The organism is Carboxylicivirga fragile, from assembly GCF_050589805.1.
Taxonomy (GTDB): domain Bacteria; phylum Bacteroidota; class Bacteroidia; order Bacteroidales; family Marinilabiliaceae; genus Carboxylicivirga; species Carboxylicivirga fragile.
This window is the reverse complement of sequence record NZ_JBNGOY010000007.1, coordinates 1-25414: the sequence shown is the minus strand read 5'-3', so window position 1 is coordinate 25414 and position 25414 is coordinate 1. Positions and strand designations below refer to the sequence as shown.

13 protein-coding genes and 1 pseudogene are annotated in these 25414 nt (G+C 38.2%); all 14 read left to right on the top strand.

The window, feature by feature from the left end:
- The first annotated feature begins 22 nt into the window (after nucleotides 1-22).
- The 14 genes and pseudogenes from ACRD7B_RS04290 to ACRD7B_RS04225 all read left to right on the top strand — a co-directional run bounded on the left by ACRD7B_RS04290 (nucleotide 23) and on the right by ACRD7B_RS04225 (nucleotide 25362).
- Complete coding sequence (locus ACRD7B_RS04290) at nucleotides 23-1486, top strand: cellulase family glycosylhydrolase (protein WP_430823238.1); 1464 nt, start codon at nucleotides 23-25, stop codon at nucleotides 1484-1486.
- A gap of 11 nt (nucleotides 1487-1497) precedes the next feature.
- A complete protein-coding gene (locus ACRD7B_RS04285) occupies nucleotides 1498-4362 on the top strand; it encodes a TIM-barrel domain-containing protein (protein ID WP_430823237.1) in 2865 nt (954 codons plus the stop codon).
- Between the two features lie 71 nt (nucleotides 4363-4433).
- Nucleotides 4434-6872, top strand: coding sequence for a glycosyl hydrolase family 95 catalytic domain-containing protein (locus ACRD7B_RS04280; protein WP_430823236.1), 2439 nt, complete (start codon nucleotides 4434-4436; stop codon nucleotides 6870-6872).
- A 4-nt stretch (nucleotides 6873-6876) separates the two neighbouring features.
- On the top strand, nucleotides 6877-9051 hold the full coding sequence (locus ACRD7B_RS04275) for a beta-glucosidase family protein (RefSeq protein WP_430823235.1): 2175 nt from the start codon (nucleotides 6877-6879) through the stop codon (nucleotides 9049-9051).
- A 62-nt stretch (nucleotides 9052-9113) separates the two neighbouring features.
- Nucleotides 9114-13202, top strand: a complete 4089-nt coding sequence (locus tag ACRD7B_RS04270) for a hybrid sensor histidine kinase/response regulator transcription factor (protein WP_430823234.1) — start codon at nucleotides 9114-9116, stop codon at nucleotides 13200-13202.
- A 9-nt stretch (nucleotides 13203-13211) separates the two neighbouring features.
- A complete protein-coding gene (locus ACRD7B_RS04265; protein WP_430823233.1) occupies nucleotides 13212-14717 on the top strand; it encodes a family 43 glycosylhydrolase in 1506 nt (501 codons plus the stop codon).
- 71 nt (nucleotides 14718-14788) lie between these two features.
- Nucleotides 14789-15073 (top strand): annotated as a pseudogene (locus ACRD7B_RS04260) (glycoside hydrolase family 97 N-terminal domain-containing protein); the annotation flags it as partial.
- Between the two features lie 27 nt (nucleotides 15074-15100).
- Nucleotides 15101-15547, top strand: coding sequence for a nuclear transport factor 2 family protein (locus ACRD7B_RS04255; RefSeq protein ID WP_430823232.1), 447 nt, complete (start codon nucleotides 15101-15103; stop codon nucleotides 15545-15547).
- Between the two features lie 136 nt (nucleotides 15548-15683).
- Nucleotides 15684-16361, top strand: coding sequence for an aldo/keto reductase (locus tag ACRD7B_RS04250; protein WP_430823231.1), 678 nt, complete (start codon nucleotides 15684-15686; stop codon nucleotides 16359-16361).
- Nucleotides 16362-16397: 36 nt separating this feature from the next.
- On the top strand, nucleotides 16398-17654 hold the full coding sequence (locus ACRD7B_RS04245) for a DUF418 domain-containing protein (protein WP_430823230.1): 1257 nt from the start codon (nucleotides 16398-16400) through the stop codon (nucleotides 17652-17654).
- Nucleotides 17655-17865: 211 nt separating this feature from the next.
- The gene (locus tag ACRD7B_RS04240; RefSeq protein ID WP_430823229.1) at nucleotides 17866-19284 is read left to right on the top strand and encodes a sialate O-acetylesterase; all 1419 of its coding nucleotides are present in this window, start codon (nucleotides 17866-17868) and stop codon (nucleotides 19282-19284) included.
- A gap of 30 nt (nucleotides 19285-19314) precedes the next feature.
- Complete coding sequence (gene galA, locus ACRD7B_RS04235; RefSeq protein WP_430823228.1) at nucleotides 19315-22128, top strand: beta-galactosidase GalA; 2814 nt, start codon at nucleotides 19315-19317, stop codon at nucleotides 22126-22128.
- A gap of 649 nt (nucleotides 22129-22777) precedes the next feature.
- The gene (locus ACRD7B_RS04230; RefSeq protein ID WP_430823227.1) at nucleotides 22778-24853 is read left to right on the top strand and encodes a beta-galactosidase; all 2076 of its coding nucleotides are present in this window, start codon (nucleotides 22778-22780) and stop codon (nucleotides 24851-24853) included.
- A 134-nt stretch (nucleotides 24854-24987) separates the two neighbouring features.
- Entirely contained in the window at nucleotides 24988-25362 is a 375-nt protein-coding gene (locus ACRD7B_RS04225) for an alpha-galactosidase (RefSeq protein WP_430823226.1), read from the top strand.
- Nucleotides 25363-25414: the final 52 nt, after the last annotated feature.

Genomic DNA, 25414 nt, shown 5'->3' with positions numbered 1-25414 from the left:
GAAGAGCGCAATTAGGAAAGATATGAAGATGAATATTTTAATAATCACCATGCTGGCATTGATATTCAGTAGCTGTAGTGAGTCAAATGGGGGAGAAGAACCACCTGAACCAACTCATGAATTGAGTGTTGAGCCAACGAATATTAGTGCTTTCGCAGAAGGAAGTGAATCCAATATTTCTATCAAATCCAATACAACATGGAGAATAACTTATGATAATTCTTCTTTTTTTCGTCCTTCAATTACAACAGCCAAGGGAGATGCTACCGTTAAGATTACGATAGATGAGAACCAACAAGCAGAAGAACGAAATGGAACACTTACAATTATCGATAGTGATGAGACACTTGAAGAAATTATAATTACAATTAACCAGGAGGCAGGAGAAGAGGTGATTGATCCTGAAATACCTGATTATATCGAACCCGACATGACAGGTGTTGAAAGTACAGCCTCTGAATTAGCTAATAAGATGATTGTTGGTTGGAATATTGGAAATTCATTAGAAGTGCCCGGTGGTGAAACTGGTTGGGGTAATCCAAAGGTGTCTGAAACATTGATTCAAGGCGTTAAAGATGCAGGATTTAATGCAATACGCATTCCTTGTGCCTGGGATAGCTATCTTGAGAATCAGGAAGATTACACAATAAAAGAAAGTTGGCTCCAACGCGTTAAAGAGGTTGTTGACTGCTGCGTAAGCCGAGATATGTATGCCATTATTAATATTCACTGGGATGGTGGCTGGTTAGAAGAACATCCAATGTATGAACATCAGGATGCTGTAAATGAAAAGCAAGCGGCAATTTGGAAACAAATTGCCAAATACTTCCGCGACTATAACGAGCACTTAATGTTTGCCGGTACCAATGAAGTAAGAGAAAATTATGGTAATCCAAGTACAGAAAATATAGAAGTTCAAGAGTCTTATGTACAAACATTTGTTGATGCTGTGCGAGCTACTGGTGGTCGAAATACTTACCGCAACTTGGTAGTTCAAACTTACAATACCAATATCGATCATGGAGTTAATTACCACACAATGCCAAGCGATGATACAGAAAACAGACTTATAGTTGAAGCCCACTACTATGATCCATATGAGTTCACTATTAAGACTGATGAGGGTTATAAAACGCAATGGGGCGAAGGCTATACAGATGTTACCGATTGGGGGCAGGAAGACCACCTGGAAGCGCAATTTCAAAAGCTAAAAACAAAATATATCGATAATAATATACCCGTGATTATTGGAGAGTATTCGGCCATGTTACGAGGAGATATGCCTGCAGATCAACAGGCTTTGCATGAAGCGTCGCGTAACTATTATCATCAAAAGGTAAATGAAATAGCAAAAGCAAATGGTATTACTACTTTCTATTGGGATAATGGATACACAGATAAGGATGCTTCAGGATTGTTTAATCGTTCAACTGGCGAGCAGGTGCATACCGAAGCTATTGAGGCCATTATTAATGTATACAATTAAAATCAGAAATAATGAGTAAATTGAGAACTGTGATAAAAAGGCTTTATGTCATAATGGTTGTTGGACTTGTGTTATTCTCTTGTTCAAAAACTGCCTATAAGCGAACGCCGGAGGGAATAATAATTCATCCAGTTGAGGTGGCCAAAGATGGAGCAAAAAGTATTAAAATACAGATTGTTTCCGATGATATTATCCGAGTGAAGGCCACTCCCGAGATGACGATGAAAGAAAGGGAAAGCTTAATTATAGTTAAGGAGTTCGACAATAAAGTGAAATTTGATGTTGTTGAACAAGAAGGAGTACTTCATATTAAGACAGCCAAGTTATTAGTAAAAGCATCGCTGCAGACTGGTGAATTAAGTTTTTACGATTTAAAGGGAAATGCCTTATTGGAAGAAAGCTCTGGCAGTCATAAGAAGTTTAAACCAATAGAAGTTGATGGTTATACTGGTTATACATTTGAGCAGGTATTTGAATCACCCGATGATGAAGCGTTTTATGGTTTAGGCCAGCATCAGAGTGATGAGTGGAACTACAAAGGTAAGAATGAAGAACTGTATCAATACAATACTAAAGTATCTGTGCCATTTGTGGTGTCAAATAAAAAATATGGGATCTTGTGGGACAATTATTCTTACAGTCGCTTTGGTAACCCTAACGATTATGGACAGCTATCGCAATTTAAATTATTTAACAACGAAGGAGTTGAAGGTGGTTTAACAGCAACATATACTACTGCAGAAGGCAAAATATTTGCTCAGCAGAATGAGGCTGAGATTGATTATGAACATTTAGAGTCTATTAAGAATTTCCCGGCAAATTTTCCTTTTAATAATTCAAGGATAACTTGGGAAGGTGAAATTGAAGCACCAGAGTCGGGAATCTATCATTTTAAATTGTACTATGCTGGATACACCAGTGTTGAAGTAGATGGTAAAGAAGTGGTGGAAGAGCGTTGGCGTACCGCTTGGAATCCAAACACCTATAAGTTTACAGTTCAGTTGGAGAAGGGTAAGCGTGTGCCTATCAAACTAGATTGGAAGCCTGATGGAGGTATTTCCTATATTGGCTTAAAAGCCTTTAGCCCTCGTTCAGATAAAGAACAGGGTAAATTAGCCTTATGGTCTGAAATGGGGCAAGAGCTCGACTATTATTTTATTCATGGTGAAAATATGGATAAGATTATTAGTGGTTACCGTCAATTAACAGGTAAAGCAACCATTTTACCGCGTTGGGCCTATGGTTTTTGGCAAAGTCGTGAGCGTTACAAAACGCAGGACGAGATTGTTGGGACACTTGGGGAATTTCGTAAGCGTCATATTCCAATTGATAATATTGTGCAGGATTGGTCATATTGGGAAGAAGACCAGTGGGGAAGCCATGAATTTGATGCGAAACGTTTTCCTGATGTGCAGAAGATGATGGACGATATTCACGAGATGAATGCGCGTTGTATGATATCGGTATGGCCTAAGTTTTATCATAATACGGATAATTACAAAGCGTTGGATGCCAGGGGGTATATGTATCAACGAGCGGTACAAGACAGTATTCGTGATTGGATTTCACAAGGCTACATCGGTTCGTTCTACGACCCATACAGCCAGGGAGCACGTGAACTATTCTGGGATCAGATGAAAGAAAATATCTACGAATATGGCATGGACGCCTGGTGGATGGATGCTTCTGAGCCTGATATTCTATCTAATGCCAGCATCGAATACCGTAAAGAGCTTTGTGGACCAACTGCTCTTGGTTCATCAACCGAGTTTTTTAATACCTATTCCTTAGCCAATGCCGATGCTATTTATAACGGACAAAGAAGTGTAGACCCAAATAAACGTGTTTTCTTATTAACGCGTTCTGGTTTTGCTGGCTTACAGCGCTATGCAACGGCTACATGGAGTGGTGATATTGGTACTCGCTGGGAAGATATGAAAGCCCAGATAACGGCTGGAATGAACTTTGCCTTGTCCGGTATCCCATATTGGACGATGGATATTGGTGGTTTCTGTGTCGAAAAGCGTTACGAAACAGCAAAAGAAGGCAGTAAAGATTTGGATGAGTGGCGTGAGTTAAATACACGCTGGTATCAATTTGGAACTTTTGTGCCTTTGTATCGTGCGCATGGGCAATATCCTTACCGTGAGGTATTCCATATTGCACCTGAAAATCATAAAGCTTACAAAACGATTGTGGCCTATAATAAATTGCGTTATCGTTTAATGCCCTATATTTATTCGGTAGCAGGTCATGTTTATTTTAATGACTATACCATGATGCGTGCCTTGGTAATGGATTTTGCTCATGATAAAAAGGTGGAGAATATTGATGATCAATATATGTTTGGTCCGTCGTTAATGGTATGCCCAGTTTATGAGTATGGAGCCCGCAAACGAGAAGTATATTTACCTAAAGACACAAAGTGGTATAATGCCCATAATGGCAGAATGCTTCCGGGTGGCCAAACGATAATGGCGGATGCACCATATGAGCAGATGCCATTATTTATCAAAGCTGGTTCTATTATTCCTTTTGGTCCTGAAATTGAATACACCGACCAAAAACTGGATGCGCCAATTAAATTAGTTGTTTATACCGGAGAAGATGGGGCATTTGAAATTTATGAAGATGAAGGGTTAAATTACAACTATGAGAAAGGATTGTTTTGTTCTATACCATTAAAATGGGATCAAACGAATAGGACTTTAACAATAGGAGAGCGCAAGGGCGAATATGAAGGAATGGTTAAAGAACGACAGTTCAATATCGTTTTTGTATCAGAAAATAGTCCTAGAAGTATAGAGGCTATTAAAGAAATTGATGGTCAGGTTGCAAACTATACTGGCGATCAATTATTGATTCAATTCCCGTAGGTCCAACCGGGAAAATCAGTTTCCCGGCAATCAAATGATTGTCGGGTTTTTGTATCTATAATGTTTATTCTATGCATTTAAAAAAGAAACAATTATTGGGGCTGTTCTTAACCCTAGTTTACCTTGCATTATTTCAACTACAATCACTGGAAGCTCAAGGCCAAATTCAATTTATTCCTCGAAAAGGTTTTGTTAGTTGGTTGCCAGCTGCTAAATGGGAAGACGCCTTATTAACGGGCAATGGCGAGATGGGGGCAATGGTCATGGGCAATCCGTTTGAGGAGACAATCATTTTGAATCATGCATTGTTGTTTCTACCCAATGAAAAACCAGTCATTCCTCCCGATATGACGGATTATCAGGATACGATTAAACAGTTGTCCTTTGAGGGGAAATACCAGGAAGTTGCAGAGTTGGGCTATGATTTATGGCAAGAACAATATGGTCCTAAAAGATGGACGGACTCCTTCGTTCCTGCTGCCAATATCACTATTGATATGCCAGCTTCAAATGTGGATAAATACCGTCGAATGGTTAACTACGAAACGGCTGAAGCCATTGTTGAGTGGACTGACCAGCAAGGTGCTTTCACACGAAAGACCTTTGTGTCAAGAGCGGATGGCATTGTTGTTACTTTTATCGAAGGGACTTCGCCAATTGATGCAGAAATTTCATTACACAAACAACCGCATTCTTGGGAGCAAAATGCCACTATGGATCAGTTGATTACTCATTCTACCACAAGCATTGAAGATGAGTTTATACATTATCACTGCCAGTATGGCAAAGCACATAACTACTCACCAGATGGTTACGATGGCCTATTAAAAGTAATAAATGATGGTGGAGAGTTGACAAAATCAGGTAATCGATATAAAGTACAGGGTGTAACTTCTGTGTTGATTATTACTGCTATTGAGCCTTATAAGGGAAGTAATCATGAAGTGGTATCGAATCTTAAGAATAAGCTTAATAGTATTGATGCAAATTACACCAGCTTACTTGATAAGCAGAAGGCAAGTCATGGCAAATTATATAATCGCGTATCCTTGTCCTTGGCAGTTTCAGAAGAAGAGCGGGAAATGAATTCCGAAACGCTTGTGTCAAAGGTCAGGCAAAATACATCTGTAGGAATAATGCAACGCCAGTTTGAAGCAGCCAGATATAACATTTTATGCTCCACAGGAACCAACCCTCCAAACTTACAAGGAATTTGGAGCGGTACATGGACTCCTCCATGGAGTTCTGATTTTACCCATGATGGAAATGTACAAGTTGCTATTTCAAATCTGCTTAATGGAAATATGCCCGAACTAATGATGGCTTATTTTAAATATCACGAGCGCATGATGGACAATTATCGGATAAATGCTCAGCAGCTATATGGTGTCCATGGCATTCATATCCCTTCACATACCAGCTCTCATGGTTTAAATAACCATTACGATGAAACTTGGTGTATGGAATATTGGAATGGCGGTGCAGGATGGGCGGCTTCTTACTTCTACGATTATTATTTATATACGCAGGATATTGAATTCTTAAAAAAACGAGCTTTTCCCTTTATGACCGAGGCTTTGTTATTTTGGGAAGATTTTTTAACGATGGGTGATGATGGAAAATACATTGTTGTACCTTCCTATTCACCAGAAAATAATCCATTGGAGCATCGCTGGCAAAATTGTATAAATGCTACAATGGATGTAATGATTATTAAGGAATTAACACGCAACTGGATTAGCGCTGCCAAAAAGCTTGGAGTAAGTCAAAAAGAAATCAGGCAGAAAGAGGAATTTTTAAGTAGTTTGCCCGACTATCAGATAAGTGAGGATGGTGTATTACGAGAATGGCTTTGGGAAGGTTTGACCGATAACCAGGCACACCGTCATGCATCCCATTTGTACGGTGTCTACGAAGTGCCTGATGAAGAAATTCTGACTTCTGAAAAATTGCAGGAAGCGGTTAAGACAACCATCAAAGAAAGGATGAAGATTCGCAAACAACAGCAAGGTGGAGAAATGGCTTTTGGGATGTGTCATCTTGGTTTTGCAGCTGTGAATATGTACGATAAAGAAACCGCTACTGAAATACTTGAATACTTATCTCGCTTCTATTGGACAAATAGCATGGCGACTACCCACAATCCAGGGCATCTTTTTAATATGGATATCAGTGGTGGAATTCCATCATTAATGACAAGGATGATTATAAATAGCAGCCCCGGATATATCAGTTTATTTTCTGCATTGCCAGATGATTGGACAGAAGGACAATTAAATGGCGTTTTGGTGCGAGGAGGAATAGCATGCGATGAAATTAAATGGAACAAGACTAATGCTGAAGTTAAATTGGTTTCAGCTCTGAATCAAAAAGTAGAAATAGACTTTGGGAATAAATATAACATTAATGGAATTGATGTAATAGGTGCCAGATATAATATTAATAACTCAAAATTGATTATCCATTTCAAGCGTGGGAAGAGCGTTGAAGTAATGGTAAATAAAAAATAAAGATATGAGAAAGCTATTGATATACATAGTGATTGGCTTTGGAATAATGGCAACAGTAAACGCCCAAACAGAGGCTAATGTGGAGAAGAAGATAGATGAGCTTTTAAAAGAAATGACTCTGGAAGAGAAGGTAGCTATGTGTCATGCCCAATCAAAGTTTAGTTCACCCGGAGTTCCACGTTTGGGCATTCCTGAAATATGGATGTCGGATGGTCCTCATGGGGTTCGAGGGGAGATTAATTGGGACAATTGGGGCTATGCTGGATGGACCAATGATTCAATCACCGCTTTTCCGGCGCTAACATGTTTGGCTGCTAGTTTTAATCCTGAATTATCTTACGAATATGGGGTGGCCATTGGCGAGGAAGCCCGTTACCGTAGAAAGGATATTTTACTGGGACCGGGTGTGAATATCTATCGAACGCCATTGAATGGTCGTAATTTCGAATACATGGGTGAGGATCCTCATTTGGCATCCATAATGGTTGTGCCATATATCAAAGGCGTTCAAAGGAATGGAGTGGCTGCTTGTGTGAAACACTATGTGTTAAATAACCAGGAGCATTGGAGGGGACACATTAGTGTGAATGTTAGTGATAGAGCCTTGCATGAAATTTATTTGCCTGCTTTTAAGACAGCAGTTCAAGATGGACATACTTGGGCTATAATGGGGGCTTATAACCAATTTAGAGGTCAGCATACAACCCATCACAAACTACTCAATAAAATTCTAAAAGAAGACTGGGCTTTTGATGGTGTGGTAGTGAGTGACTGGGGAAGTGCACATGATACCAAAGAAGCTGCGCTTTACGGCTTGGATATTGAAATGGGCTCATGGACAAATGGATTAACATCATCTATTGATTTGGCTTACGATAATTATTACCTGGCCACACCCTTCCTTGAAATGTTAAAAGCGGGCGAAATTAGTGAAGAAGTATTGGATGATAAAGTCAGTCGGATTCTACGTTTGATGCTACGCACCAATATGAGTGGAAGCCGTCCTACGGGTAGAATGAATAACGTGGAGCATTCTCAGGTAGCCCGCAAAGTGGCAGCCGATGGCATTGTCTTACTAAAGAATGCGAATGATTTTTTCCCGATAAGTCCCGATACTGAATTAACGATAGCAGTGATTGGTGAAAATGCAAATCGTTCGATGACGGTGGGAGGAGGTTCATCAGAGCTAAAAGCCAAATACGAAGTTTCACCTTTGGAAGGCATTCAAAATAGATATGCCAAAGCCAACATTATTTACTCATTGGGTTATGCTTCTGGGCCATCAGCTTATGGACGCGAAATAGCTTCAGAACTAGATGCTGATTCTTTGGTGAATGCAGCCCTTGAAGTGGCTTCCAAAGCGGATATTGTATTGTTTATTGGGGGTTTAAACAAAAACCATTATCAAGATTGCGAGGGAGCTGACCGCAAGCACTACAAGTTACCTTTTGGGCAGAATGAGCTAATTGATAAACTATTGAAAGTTAACTCCCAAGCTGGTGTTGTACTCGTAAGTGGCAATGCGGTTGAAATGCCATGGATCGATAAAGTTGATGGTTTGATTCAATCGTGGTATAATGGTAGTGAAGCCGGAAACGCCTTAGCCGATATTTTGTCGGGTGATGTAACGCCATCGGGCAAATTACCTTATTCATACCCGGTTAAATTGAAGGATAACGGAGCACATTACTTTGGTGAGTTATCTTATCCTGGTGATACCATTGATCAGTATTACAAGGAAGATATTTTAGTAGGTTACCGTTGGCACGACACCAAAAATATTAAACCGCAATTTGCCTTTGGTTTTGGCTTGTCGTATACCGATTTTGCCATCAGTGATTTCCAGCTGGATAAAAAAACATATACACAGGGCGAGGTGATTAAAGTAACCAGTGGTATTGAAAATACAGGTGATGTGAATGGAGCCGAGGTAGTCCAGGTGTATGTGGGTAAACCAACATCGAAGGTTAAAAGAGCCCTTAAAGAGTTGAAAGGTTTTCAAAAGGTATACCTCAATGCCGGCGAGAGCAAAACCGTTGAAATTGAAATTCCGGTTGAAAAATTGATGTTTTATGACGAATCCTTGGCCGACTGGTCTTTGGAGAAAGGAACTTATATGCTATACATTTGTAATTCGTCAGATAATATCATTAGTAAGCAAAAAATCAATATAAAGTAGTATTTTAAAGGGATGGCTTTAACGTCCCTTATTAAATGTTTCAAGTTCTAACCAGGTTTCAAATGAAAAAACAGCTATTGTTTGTAGTTATTTTGATGGCTTTAGCTTTTACAGGTAGAGCCCAAAAACAATATTCTTTTCTACAGGTTAACAATACCAATGGCTTGGTTAATAATCAGGTGACTTGCATTCATAAGGATACACGTGGCTTTATCTGGGTTGGTACAGTGGCCGGATTAAGTCGTTTTGATGGAAGTTCATTTGTTAATTATAAACACAATCCTGCTGATACTACTTCCTTAATAGATAACTATATTCTGACCATTCAGGAGGATGCAAGAGGTGGTATATGGATTAAAACCACTTGGGGTTATACGGTTTTGGATACTAATAAAGAGGTGCTTTACAATAATGTAAATGAGTATCTGGGGCAAGGTGCTTCACATTTAAATATTTCAGAAATATATTGTGATAAGGGTAAACAACTATGGATTTTAGAATACGATCAATTGCATTATAAAAAGTGGGATGCTGAAATAAAGCAGTGCTTATCACTTTTTCCAGAAGGGTCGGTTCGTAACAGGATTATCCTGGACTTTATGCATGTTAATGATGCCTATTATTGTCTTTTTAATGATGGTGTGATTGAGTGCTATAGTGATTCAAATTTTGAATTAAATTATCAGGATGATTATTTATGCGGTAAACTGGGTTCTGACAGTTTGAATGTTAAGATGTGTATTGATTATGATAGTGATATATGGTTCTATGGCAACAATAAAGGTGTTTATCACTATGATAAAAATGCATTAGAATGGAATCATTATTCAATTAATAGTAAAAAGATCGCCTTGACGAGTGATTTGATTCGAAAAATCATTCAGGATGATAAAGGTCTGATATGGGTAGGAACCGACCATGGTGGGATTGATGTGATTAATAAGTATACTAATGAAGTGAAGCATATTTACCACCAGGAGGATAATCAAAAAAGTATTGCGCAAAATACAATTACTGACCTGTACCTTGATAACAATAACATAGTGTGGGTGGGGACCTATAAAAATGGGCTAAGTTACTATCACGAGAGTATACATAAATTTCCACATTACCGACATGTGCTAAGCGACAAAAGTAGCTTGCCTTTTAGTGATGTTAACTGTTTTGTGGAGGATGAAAAAGGTAATCTGTGGATTGGTACAAATGGGGGTGGCCTCATTTACTTTAACCGCAACACAAATACCTTTAAAAGTTACAAATACGATAGAATTGATCCCAATTCGCTAAGCAGCAATGTTGTTGTTAGCTTATTTATTGATTCTTATGGTGAACTATGGATTGGAACCTATGCAGGTGGGCTCAATCGTTTTAATGGAACCAGTTTTAAACGTTATCAACATGGAAGCTTATCAGCTCATGGTTTAAGTAATAACAATATATGGTCCATCCTAGAGGATAATAATAAACAATTGTATATCGGTAGCCTTGGCGGAGGTATTGATGTTTATGATAGAAAAAGTGATTCATTTGCCCCATTACCTAATCGGGGTGAAAAAGAGTTATTATCTGTTTTTATTAATCAGATAATTAAATTGTCCAATGGTAATTTATTTATTGCAACTGCGGATGGTGTAACCTTTTATGATGTTAATGAGAAACGCTATAAAAATCATCCGGATGACTATGCAACGAAGGCTTATCCAATTGGGCACAAAACGGTTTACGATGTATTTGAAGATTCCCGTGGACTTTTGTGGACAGCAACCCGTGAGGGGTTATATGTTTTTAACCCCAATACCAATTTTTTTAAATATTTTACTGAAGCTGATGGAATACCTCATGATATAATAAACTGCATCAAAGAGGACCTCTCTAATAAAATTTGGATTAGTAAATCTACAGGTTTAAGCCAAATTATTGTTAATGAATATGCACCACAAAGTGACTATACCTTTTGGGTTTATGACTATACCGAAGAAGATGGTTTACAAGGGAAAGAATTTAACCCGAACGCAAGTTATCTAACAAGTAAAAATGAATTGATATTTGGTGGGCCTAACGGATTTAATCTTTTTGACCCGCGAAATGTAAAATATAACAAGAAGCTTCCTAAAGTAGTTATTACAGATTTTCAGATATATAACCAAAGCATTTCTCCGAGTTCTAAAGTTAGAAACAATAAGCTTCTTGAAAAGTCCATCGAATCAACAGAAAAGATAACCATCAAACATACGATGAACGTAATTTCAATTGATTTTGCAGCCCTTGATTTTTTTATACCTGAAAAAACAAGGTATAAATATAAGCTCGAGGGATTTAATGAAGAGTGGCTTTTGTTGGAAAATACTCATAAGGTCACATACACTAATCTAAATGCTGGCGATTATTACTTTAAAGTAAAGGCAGCTAACAATGATGGTTTATGGAATGATGAATATACTCAGTTGCATATCAAAGTTTTACCTCCATTTTATGCTACTCCATTGGCTTATTTCCTCTATGTTTTGTGTATTATTCTGATCATTATCTATTTTAGATACTCCATGCTTCGTAAAGAGCGCATTAAGTTTGAAGTTGAACAAGAGCGCTTTCAAGCCAAACGAAATCATGAAATGGATGAAATGAAATTACGTTTTTTAACCAACGTGAGTCATGAATTCAGAACGCCTTTAACCCTTATTCTAACCCCATTGCATAAATTATTGGATCAAAAAAAAGGTGGTGAGGATAAGAAATTACTAAAAGTGATTGATCGTAATGCGAAACAATTATTAGGCTTGGTTAATCAATTGCTTGATTTCAGGAAACTGGAATTGCATGGACTAAAGTATAATCCATCATATGGCAATCTGGTCGTTTTTTTGGATGAGGTGATTAGAAGTTTTGAAGAAGAATTTACCAAGAAGAATATTGAGTTTATTTTTTCGCATAGTTTGGATAAACTCATGCTCAACTTTGATAAAGATAAATTGATGAAGGTGATAATGAACCTTCTTTCAAATGCTCTAAAGTTTACACCTGAAAATGGAAAAGTTACTTTAGTATTAAAGGCTGATGAATTAAAACAGCTCGTTCAAATTAGTGTGTCTGATAATGGTGTTGGGATAAAGAAGGATGACAAGGATAAAGTATTTACACGTTTTTATCAATCGGAAAATAACAAAAAGTTAGGAATATCAGGCAGTGGAATTGGTCTTAACCTTGCTCTTGAGATGGTGCAGTTGCATAAGGGGACTATTCGTTTTGAGAGTGAAGAAGGTAAAGGCGCCACATTTATTGTAGAGTTGCCTATAATCAAACAGGCTGAAGAGAAGGTTGCAGTTAAAGACAGTAGCAATGACAATGAAGCTATTATGAAGTCAGAACTACCAGAAACAAGCACTAAACCAACGTTAATGTTGGTTGAGGATAATATCGATTTCCGGACTTTTATGAAAGAAACTCTGGCTGGTATGTTTGAGGTTTACGAAGCAGCCGATGGTAAAATTGCCAGCGAACTTGTTTATGATGTAGTGCCTGACCTAATTATCAGTGATGTGATGATGCCCAATGTTGATGGGTTAGAGCTTTGTAAAATGTTACGAAACGATATCAGAACATCGCATATTCCGTTTATTCTATTAACCGCCCGCACAGCCGATGAGGATAAAATAAAAGGCTTAGAAATAGGTGCCGATGACTATATCACTAAGCCATTCAATATGGATTTACTTATGTTAAGGGTAAATAAATTACTTGAAAAAAGAAGTAAACAACAGAAACAGTTTCAGAAAACAATTGAAATTGATCCGGGTGAAGTTAAAATTACTTCAATGGATGAAAAGCTGATAAAAAAAGCCATTGATTTAGTAAATAAAAATATTGGGGAGTCTAGTTTTTCGGTCGAAGACTTTAGTCAAGAGCTGGGCATGAGTCGTGTGTATCTGTATAAAAAAATGACCTCCTTAACTGGTAAGTCGCCAATCGAATTTATTCGAATAATCCGCTTAAAAAGAGGTGCACAGCTATTGGAGAAAAGCCAAATGAATATTTCTGAGGTGGCCTATGAAGTTGGATTTAACAGCCCTCGCTTGTTTAGCAAATATTTTAAAAATGAATATGGTATGTTGCCTAATGTTTATGTTAAGGTGAAACAAAAAAAGAAAGCATAAAAAACATCGATGAAGAAGATTTTATTTGTAATAGTTATTAGTCTGATTAGTTTTTCAGCCATAGCTCAGTCTCAACGAAGTCGAAATAATGAAACATTTCTCAATCCTGTTTTCGCAGGTGATTATCCCGACCCGAGTATTTTGCGGGATGGTGATGATTTTTATCTCGTGCACTCTTCCTTTGAGTATTATCCTGGCCTCTTAGTTTGGCATTCTACCGATTTGATAAATTGGCTACCTTTATCAAATGCGTTACATAAATATGTAGGTTCAGTGTGGGCACCTGATTTAGTAAAGTATGATGGCAGGTATTACATCTATTTTCCGGCTAGTAATAAAAACTATGTGGTGACGGCTGATAATATTGAAGGTCCATGGAGTGAACCTGTTTTACTTGATATTGAATTAATCGACCCAGGACATGTGGTTGATGAAATAGGTAACCGTTATTTGTACTTTAACAATGGCAGTTATGTGCCTTTGTCAAAAGATGGATTGTCAATTACAGGAGATATACAGCACAGTTATGATGGTTGGATAATTCCGCGTGACTGGACAATTGAGTGTTTTTGCATGGAAGGGCCTAAGCTTTTTAGGCGTGGCGACTACTATTATCTGACAGTGGCTCAGGGAGGAACAGCCGGACCACCAACCGGCCACATGGTGATATCAGCGCGATCGAAATCGCCTTTGGGTCCATGGGAAAACTCGCCATACAACCCTATTTTAAGAACACAATCGGTTGATGAGCAATGGTGGTCAGTAGGACACGCCACTATTTTTGATGATTCCAACGATGAGTGGTATATGATATTTCATGGTTTCGAAAATGGTTTTTATCACATGGGGCGCCAAACCATGCTAACACCTCTTGAGTGGACTAAAGATGGATGGTATAAAATACCAGATGCAACAGAAATTGATAAACCAATCGCTATACCGCAGCTTGATAATAAACATACTGAAGAGTTTAATTTATCTGACCCATTTAATGCTACTGAATTAAAAAGTCAATGGAAGTTTTATAAAGAAAGTGGAGATACAAGATATACTTGTAGTTCCGATGGCTTTGTTATGAATGGTAAAGGCAACGATGTGTCAAACTGTTCTCCTTTATTAACGATTCCTTCAGACCATAGTTATACGGTAGATGTAAAGTTAGAGATTGAAGGTAATGCCATTGGAGGCTTGGTGCTGTTTTATAACGAGCGGGCTTACTCCGGTATCCTGGCAGACAAAAACAGTATTCTTGCCAATTTACGCGGCTGGCAATTTGTTTCTGAGAAGAATGCGATTAGCCAACACGTTCATTTAAGATTAAATAACACCAATAATATTGTGGATATGTATTACAGTCTAGATGGTAAAGAATGGTTTAAAATTGAAAACTCGTTTGATTGTTCAGCCTACCATCATAACGTATTAAGTGGCTTTATGAGTTTACGCATTGGACTATGTTCGATTGGTCAGGGAAAGGTTAAGTTTAAGAATTATGAGTATCACCCACACAAATAAAGCCAAGATGTATCGAAATGCAATTAGAAGTGAGGTCTGAAGGAAAAGTGTTTTACTAAGTTACAAAACAAGGTGCTGTGGTTTTAGAAATTTCTAAACTAGGCTTGTTTCGTCAGGATGTTGATTTTACTAAAGGACTTTCGTTGGTTTCAGTTAGCGATATTGGAACTTATAGTGAAGTACATGAGCCTAAAACAGGCAGGCAATGGCGAGTAAACAATTGCGTAAATAAACGGGGATATTCTTTTATCAATTATAAAGGAAACCCTATGGATCTAATTATTCAGGTTTCAAATGATGGCTTGGCTCTTAGCTATTTCTTTCCATATTTGTCTAAAGAGTCAAATATTTGTTAAGAAAGTATTCACTTTAAAACAGATGATATGAAATATTTAATTACAGGATTGTTTTCAATTATAATATCCATGCAGTTTTCTCTTGCACAGAACTCTGAGAGTAAAACTGAAATCATACAATTATCAAAAGATAAGTGGCAATGGATGAGCGATAAAAATGTCAATAAATTGAACAAACTGTTTCACGAAAAGGCTGTGTTTGTCCACATGGGAGGTTCTTGGGGGAAAGAACAGGAAATACGTATTATAAAAGATGGTGGTATTTGGTACAAGAAAGCCGATATTAAAGAAGTTACGGTAAATATTATTGACAATACAGCCATCTTGTTGAACCAAATAGACTTGCTGGCTGTGGTTGGCGGAAACGAAGTTACTAATCCTTTTGAAGTTACAGAGGTGTATATTAAGCAAGATGATGAATGGAAATTGGGTTCTCTTTCATTCACAAAATTACTAACTCCCAGAGGTCATTAATACATTGTATTTTAAACTTGTTTTGCTATGGAAAACTTAACGGACAATAAATCAAATCAGGGAATTAATCGAAGGAAGTTCTTTAAATCAAGGGCAGCAATGGCCGGAGGTACATTATAAGCTTGCAGTAGAAGGAATGTTGAAAAGACTTCGCACTGATCGTATTGATTTACTATATCAGCACCGGGTCGATCCGGAAGTGCCAATTGAAGATGTAGCTGGTGCGGTTAATGACATCATGGAACAAGGTAAAGTACTTCATTGGGGACTTTCCGAACTTGGACTTCAAACCATAAGGCGAGTACATGCGGAACTCCCCCTTAAGTCCATTCAGAACGAGTATTCAATGATATGGCGCGACCCTGAGAAAGACGTAATTCCGATATGTGAGGAGTTAGGAATTGGGTTTGTTACACGGTGGCCACTCGCTTGCCAACTATTCACAGGGGCAATTGATTCGAATACCCAATTTTCACCAAGTGAATTAAGGGCAAGAACAACGAGATATTCTCCTGAAAATCTACCCCAAAATTTGAAGCTGGTTGATTTAATCAAGATATGGGCAATACGAAAGCAGGCTTCTCCTGCACAGATAGCAATTGCATGGTTAACGGCTCAAAAACATTGGGTAGTTCCAATTCCTGGCACAACTCAAATGGCACATATGGCACAAAATATTGGTGCCGACACGATAAAGTTTTCTGTAGAAGAAGTGAATGAATTTAATAAAGAATTTGATTATATTCAAATAAAAGGAAAAAGATTACCCGATTTTATTCTTCAATTCTCCAAAGTAGAAGCCCCTTTAAAGTGATAAAATAATCGAAAAAATAAACTCAAATACTTAAATATGGTACAAAATAAATCAATATCATCACCACTTAAAAGAATTACAATATTAGACTCACTCAGAGGCTTTGCATTGTTAGGTGTAATTCTAATGCATATGATTCAGCATTTTGGAATATTTTCAACGCCATCGCAGAATGAAGTGCATCGTTTTCCTGAACTTGACCAAGCAGTTCAATGGATTGGGAATAACATTATAATGGGACGATTTATTAATATTTTCGCCTTGCTGTTTGGCTTAAGTTTTTTTATTCAAATGGACAGGGCTGCAAAAAAAGGTATTGATTTTCGTATGCGATTTGTATGGAGAATGATTTTATTATTAGTCATGGGATTAATAAGTCATTCTTTTTATAGTGTAGAAATTATTTCGGTGTATGGTTTTTTGGGTTTGTTAATGTTGCCGCTATATCGGTTTAAAAGCTGGATGTTGATAACAATTGTTGCGTTTTTATTACTCGGAGGTCCACGTGTAATAAAAGCCTTTAATCATAATAAAAGCGTAAAAACTGAACAAGTCGAAACACGGGAACAAATGAATAATACACAAGCCTCCCGTGCTGTGCCAGAGCATTTAGCTAATCCTTCTTTTTTAAATATTGCAAAGTTTAATTATCAGGAACGACTTCCAGGCAAGCTAAATTATCAATTTGGCTTCATTGGCCGAGGCTATATTACTTTTGCATTATTTATCCTCGGCCTTCTTCTTGGACGCAATCGCTTTTTTGAAAACGAACATAAACATAAGAAGAGAAATATGTTTCTCTTTATTGGGTTTGTCCTTGCAACCATATTATTTACATGGGTTCAAAAGCTATTTCCTCCACTCAATATTTTTATCTTTTTTAGACCGGAAGGTCAGATATTGGCTTCTGAAACATTAATTGTAAAGACCTTAGAAGATATTAGTCTCGTATTATTTACGGGGTCTTTAATAATGGGATTTATATTATTATATAATACACGCAAATTTGGAATATTTCTTGAAGTTTTAGCACCGTATGGACGAACAGCACTTACAAATTATATAATGCAGGGAGTAATTGGAAGCTTTATTTTTTCTGTATGGGCATTTGGTTCGATTTTCAGTAATTGGGGCGTTTCGGCTTTATTTATTTTAGGGATTGTAATTTATATAGTGCAAATTATATGTAGTAAAATATGGCTTAATTACTTTATATATGGTCCTCTCGAATGGTTGTGGCGTTCGCTAACTTATTTTGAAATTCAACCTTTTAGGAAAAAAATAACGTTATAATATAAAAGTGTTTTGATTCAATAGCCATAAATTAAGAAATTGATTATAAAAACTATAAGTTGGGCAAACGAATTTGATGTGCAAGTTAAAAAGCAATAGAACATTCATGTACTACTTCAATTGATTAACATTAGAGTACATAGATGGTAACAATAGTGAACAGCTCACTATTGAAGTCTGCATACCTTGCAATGGCTAAAAATTTAAAATAATGAGAGCAAGGTTTTTTAGAATTAAAGGAGGTCTTTTTTTGTGGGCCTTATTCATGGCATTTAGTTTAAAAGCAAATATATCTTTACCAGCTATTTTTGGTGATCATATGGTCATGCAGCAAAATGCATATATTGAACTTTGGGGATGGGGCAAGCCTTTGGAAGATGTATATGTTACCACTACATGGAGTACTGATACAACGCACACGGTGGTTTCGCAAAACGGTAATTGGTCGATTAAATTGAAAACACCTGAAGCAGGACAGATACACGAAGTTACCATCCAAGGTTATAATAAAGTAAGCATTAAAGATATATTAATGGGCGAAGTTTGGCTTTGCTCCGGACAATCGAACATGGAATGGTCGATTAATCATGGAATAATCAATGGGGAAGAAGCTGCCAAACAAGCTGATAATAACGAAATTCGATTATTTCATGTAGAGTGGAGAAGTGCACCCTATCCAAATATCGACTTGAAGGGTAAATGGCTTAAATGCACACCGGAATCAGTGCGAAATTTCAGTTCGATCGCTTACTTTTTTGGGAAGGAACTGAATGAGAAAACCAATTATCCTGTTGGACTTATCAGTTCCAATTGGGGTGGTACACCAATCGAATCTTGGATACCTGAATATGAAATCAGGTCGAGAAAACACTTAAACGATGCTGCTAACAAGTTGCCTCATTTCCCTTGGGCACCCAATGAAGTGGCTTATACTTACAATGCCATGATTGCCCCTTTGTTGCCATTTAATATTAAAGGTGTGCTTTGGTACCAGGGCGAAGCCAATGTGGAGAACGCTTATGCTTATACCGATATGTTAGAATTACTGGTTAAAACCTGGCGCGATAAGTTCAAGACTAATTTTGCGTTTTATTATGCCCAAATTGCGCCTTTCATGCACTATCAAAACGATGATGGTGTGAAAGTGCGGGATGCGCAACGTCGCGCTTTAGATATTATTCCAAATTCGGGCATGGTGGTTTTGAGCGATATTGGCGATACTACCGATATTCATCCGCGCAATAAAATAGATGCAGGACAACGCTTTGCTCAGCTGGCTCTCAATAAAACTTATGGTTTGAACGAATGGCCGGTTTCAGGGCCTCTTTTTAAGGCCTACGAAGTGAAAAACGAAACGATTATCGTGCAATTTGATTATGCAGAAGGCTTATATAGTTCGGGTGATGCCATGCAGCAGTTTGAAGTGGCTGGTGAAGATTTAATATGGCATAAGTCAGAAGGCATCATTAAGAAGGATAAGGTGATTGTTAGTTCACCAGCTGTTAAAAAGCCCATACATGTGCGTTTTGCATGGCGCAATTCTGCAACACCCGATTTATTTAACCAAGATCATTTGCCCGCCTCTAGTTTTACTACTTATGAATGGCATAATGTAAAGCATTCGTTATAAGGAATTAGTGGAACTGAAAAAAACAGACTTATGAAACATACAGGATTTTTATTAATTGCATGTTTTCTTTTTTCATTGGTTCAATCGCAAACCGCAAGAGAACGTATCAACTTTGACAATAACTGGTATTTTGCATTTGGGCACCCTACTGATAAATCTAAGGATTTTAATACTGGCACTAGTTATTTTACCTATTTGGCAAAAGCTCGGTATGGAGGTGATGGAGCTACAACATTGGCGTTCGACCACCGAGCTTGGCGAAAATTGAATTTGCCGCACGATTGGGCTGTTGAAGTGCCTCATAGTGCCAGCGCCAGTCATAGCCATGGATACAAGGCCATTGGTCCGGGTTTTCCCGATGTGTCTGTTGGTTGGTATAGAAAGGTATTCGTTATCGACAGCATTGATTTGGGCAAGCAAATATTTCTGGATTTTGATGGGGTTTCGCGCGATGCTAAAGTGTGGGTCAATGGTCATTATTTAGGAAACGAACCAAGCGGCTACCAAAGCTTTAGCTATAACATTAGCGATATTCTCAATTATGGGTCAGAAAACATCGTGGCCGTTCGGGCTGATGTAAGCATGGAAGAGGGCTGGTACTACGAAGGTGCTGGTATATACCGGCATGTGTGGCTGCGCAAAACACCCAATGTACACATTCCTAAAGACGGCACGTTTGTTTATAGCCAGATAAGTGAAAACTCAGCCAATATTACTGTTGAGGCCGATATAGCCAATAACGATACTCAGGCCTTTGAAATTGAAATAAGACATCAGTTAATAGATGCCAGTGGAAAAATTATTTCAACATCGGAAGTGAGTCATGTGCAGTTAAAGCCGATGGGTCAAACAACCGTTAAAGCAAACCTTTCAGCAGAAAAGCCGCAATTGTGGTCGCTCGAGAATCCGTATCTACATCGCATGGTAACACAACTGCTGGTTGATGGTCATTTGGTGGATGAATACACCACACCATTCGGAATCAGGAGCGTTCGTTTTGATGCTGATAAAGGCTTCTTCTTAAACGGCGAACACATCAAATTAAAAGGTACAAATAATCACCAGGATCATGCGGGCGTAGGATGTGGCATGCCCGATGATTTGATTCGCTGGCGCATTCAGCAACTCAAAAACTTTGGCAGCAACGCTATCCGCAGTTCTCATAACCCACCAACACCTGAGTTGTTGCAATTGTGCGATGAGATGGGCATGCTCGTTATTGATGAAAATCGGCTTATGGGGACGACTAAAAAGGCGCTGCAAGAGCTGGAGCGTTTAATTCGACGCGACCGCAATCACCCGTCTGTTATTGTTTGGTCAATTGGTAATGAAGAGTGGGGTATTGAGTGGAACGATATTGGCGCTCGCATGACACAGACCATGCAGAATTATGCGAAGCAGATCGACCCAACTCGTCCGATAAACGTTGCTGTTAGTGGTGGTTGGGGCGATGGTTCCTCCACAACGGTCGAAGTGATGGGCTTCAATTACCTGGTGCACGGCAGCACCGATGAATACCATAAAAAATTCCCGAATACGCCTTGTATTGGTACAGAAGAAGGTTCAACCTATACCACTCGTGGCATTTATGAAGTGGATGACGAGCAGCATTACAAAACGGCTTATGATGTGAAGCCACTCGAAGATTGGTTTACCATTCAGGAATGCTGGAAACACTATTGCGAGCGCGATTACCTGGCTGGCATGTTTATCTGGACAGGTTTTGATTACCGTGGCGAACCAACGCCTTACGCCTGGCCGTCGGTTACCTCGTATTTTGGAATGATGGATTTATGCGGTTTCCCCAAAGACAATGTCTATTATCTGAAATCGTGGTGGCAGAATAAAGAAGATGTTTTACACTTGTTGCCACACTGGAACTGGCAAGGGCGCGAAGGTGATACCATTGATGTGTGGGCTTATAGCAATGCCGAAGAAGTCGAGTTGTGGCTCAATGGCCGTTCGTTGGGCAAGAAGCAAATGGAGCTGAATGGACATTTGACTTGGGATGTGCCTTATGAACCAGGAACCATTAAAGCTGTTGCCTATAAAAACGGACAGACAGTAAAGGTGACCGAGAGAACAACAGCCGGAAAGCCAAGTTCTATTCAATTAAGCAATACTCAATCGGAGCTGAATAATAAAGGAGTAGCTATGATAACTGTTGAAGTGTTGGATGAAAAGGGAGTGGTTGTGCCAACAGCGGACAATCTGATTCATTTTGAGTTGGAAGGTCCCGGAAAAATAATCGGTGTGGGTAATGGTAATCCAACTTCCCTGGAGAAAGAAGTGTTTGTGGATGATTATCAACAGTTGGAATTGCCGGAAGCCACTATATACGAGCTAAAAAGTACTGAGGCAGAAGAATGGCTTGCTGTATTGGATAAGAAAGAACGTAAGCGTATCTTAACCTTGCCGGGTGTTAAAGTGATGACTGCTACCTTTGAATTGGAGCAAACACCGTACGACAGCCAAACCATTACCTGGTTTTATCATCACGTGGGGGAGGCACAGCAAATCTATATTAACAGTCATTTGTTAAGTGCCGAAACAATAGCGAGTGGCGGCCTGGCCTCTTTTGTTATCCATAATGACTGGTTGAATAAAGGTAAGAATGATGCAGTGATCATCACAAAACCTTTTGAGCCAAAGCACAAATGGGATGATCCCAACAAAAAACCGGGTGTTATTCAGGTGCTCACCAAGTCGGAGACTAATAAACGACGTTTGTTTAATGGATTGGCACAAGTGATTGTGCAGGAAAGTGACAAGCCGGGAACAATAATCCTTCAAGCAAAATCCGATGGACTTGAGAATAGTAGCTTATCTATTAAAGTAGAGTAAATAATATAACAAGCCATATGTCGGTGGCGAACTTATTTTTTAAAACAACGGATTCCTGCTGTGACATATTCTTATCTCTACTTTTAATAGAGGAAGACTTGTGGTTTTAAGAATTCAAAGAAACGTTTCGGAGATAAATAATTTCTTAATTAATTAGAAAGTGTTGTCATTAAGTGGTTTGTGGAGGGTAATTCTTTTCTGCTATTTGTTGATAATGCCAGCCCTCTGCTTGTTAACAAATCTGCATGTATAGTTATCATTCTTGCACCTTTAATCGCTGGGTTTATAATAGTTTTAGACCAGTGTAAAAGGTCTTTAATAGGTGAACATAACTACAGAGAGAGTAAGTATGTGTGTGAATAGGATTGAGTATGTTTCTTTACATTATAGAAATGGAGAAACAAAAAGTTATCAAGTTGATAAGTTGGGAGTATTAGCATATGATTTAATAAGTGAAACAAACTTTCTTTTCGTTGTTGTAAATCTAAAAGATGAAAATAAACCATTAATTATCTATGATCTTCAAGAGGCATGTTGCCTTTTATTGTGATGGTTTGAATTATAAATGTTGGTTAGAGTGGCGCATAAAAAACTTTTGTAGGATTGAGTAGCCGCCTTAAAGTTTCAATTAAAGACATTAATAAAAGATATGATTAGAAAAATTATTGTTTCATTCTTATACCTGTTCGCCTTGAGTTCATTTGTTAGTGCGAAAGGTTTCTTTCCTAAAGAAGAATTAATGTCTTTAGGTGTTTATTATTATCCTGAGCATTGGTCACCAAATCAGTGGGAGCGCGACATTAAGAACATTACAGACCATGGTTTTGAGTTTATCCATATGGCTGAATTTGCATGGGCGCAATTAGAGCCTATAGAAGGTCAGTATGATTTTAAATGGTTGGATAAAGTCATTGAACTGGCAGATAAAAATGGATTAAAAGTGATACTGGGAACACCTACACCTTGTCCGCCAGTCTGGTTAAGCCAAAAGCATTCAGATATTTATATTAAAGATGCCCATTATCAACGTAAAGAGCATGGCACTAGAGCAAATATGTCTTTGTCAAACCCAATAGTATTAAGCTATACCAAAAAGATTGTTGAAGCCATGGCTAAACGTTATGGACGCAATAAAACCATTATGGGTTGGCAAATAGATAACGAACCCGAAGCAAAAGAAGATTACAGTGAAGCATCTCAAGTGGCTTTCAGGCTATGGCTTAAAGAAAAATATTCAAAGGTTGATGCTTTGAATGAAGCTTGGGGAACGGCCTTTTGGAGTCAATTATACAGTGCATTTGATGAGGTGAATATCCATAATGCAACCAATGTGGGGTGGTGGGGCGCCAACCCAATTGCATTGCTCGATTTTAAGCGTTTTACAGCGGACACACAGGCTGCTTTTCTCGATTTTCAAGCCGAGGTGCTCAGAGAGTATATTGATAAGACTCAATTTATCACTACCAATTACGTGGCTAAAGGAAATGGAACCGATCCGCGTCGAAGTACAAAGATGGATTTTGCCTCATTTACGGCTTATCCGAATTACGGAAGTGCAAATTTAGGAGATCTAGGCTTTAGGTTGGGAGATTATTCAGTTTTGATGTATGCGAATGACTATTATAAATTAATTGATGGAATAACCGGAGTGATGGAGCTTCAACCAGGACAGGTTAACTGGGCCAACCATAACTCTCTATTACAACCAGGTATTGTGCGTATGTGGTTGTGGCATTGTTTCGCTGGTGGTAGTTCATATGCGTGTACCTATCGTTATCGTCAGGTGTTATACGGAGCCGAACAATATCATCATGGCATAGTTTCAACAGATGGTGTGAATTTAAGTCAGGGGGGTAAGGAGTATGCACAGGTTATTAAAGAGATTAACCAATTGCGCAAAGAATATTCATCTAAGTCAGAAATGCCTGAAATATTGCAAAAGCGTAAAGCTGCTATTATGTGGTCGTTTGATAACCTTTGGAGTTTGGAGCGGCAGAAGCAAACCTCCCAATGGGATACTTGGAAACATATGCAAGGCTACCAATCTATCTTACATTCTTTGGGAGCGCCGGTTGATATTATTTCAGTGGAGGATGATTTTACCGATTATCCGTTTTTAATTGTACCGGCTTACGAAATGGTAGATGAAGCCTTAGTTCAAAAATGGAAAGATTACGTGAGCCAGGGGGGGAACCTGATTATTAGCACTCGAACTGGTGCTAAAGATGTCAATGCGCATTTGTGGGAGAGTAACCTTTCCGGCATCATGAATGAATTAATAGGCGGAAAGGTTCAAACCTTTGATATGCTGTCAGCTGGTAAAAGTGGTCAGGTGATAATGAATGGTAAAACATACCAGTGGAGCTCATGGGGTGATCAGGTAATTGCCAACTCTACATCTGATATTTTGGCGAGATATAACGACCAGTTTTACAAAGGTGATGCCTGTATTATTTCTCAAAGTATTGATAAAGGCAAGGTTTGGTATATAGGTGTTGAATCGTTGGAAGGGCTGTTAGAAAGGGATATATTGAAGAGAGCGTTTGCATATAATGATGTGCCTGTCGAAAATTACCCTGAAGGTGTTTTTGTGATGTATCGTGATGGATTTATGGTAGCGGTTAATTATTCATCAAAAGTTTATGAACTTGCCTATGATGGTAAATATCTACTTGGAGAAAAGGTGCTGAAGCCCGCTGGTGTATCCGTATGGAAAAGTAATTGAGGTGTTGACTTACTTAAAACGCTAAATAATTATTGACATTTGAAATAATTATACATAAATACTACGAGAGACTGATGTTCTTGACACTTGAGAAGATTTTTTAAATTAAACAAACTAAGAAAAACTGGATAAAAATGAAAACAGCACTAAGTTTTATAGTATTAAGTTTGATTACATTTACACTTAATGCCCAAAAAGACAAGAATCTAGCATTAACGCCACCAATGGGATGGAATAGTTGGAATACCTTCGGAACAGATATTAATGAACAATTAGTAAAAGATATTGCTGATGCATTTGTTGAGTTGGGTTTGCGTGATGCAGGTTATGAATATCTCGTATTGGACGACGGTTGGATGGCCAAGGAACGTGATGAAAACAATAATTTGGTACCAGACCCAAAGAAATTTCCTAACGGAATGAAAAATGTTGTTGATTACGTACACTCCAAAGGTTTAAAATTCGGCATTACTAGTGATGCGTTAATTTTTAAAAACAATTTGCAATAAATTATATTTCAACAACATACAAACGTTCTTTGATTTTTTGATTTGATTTGAC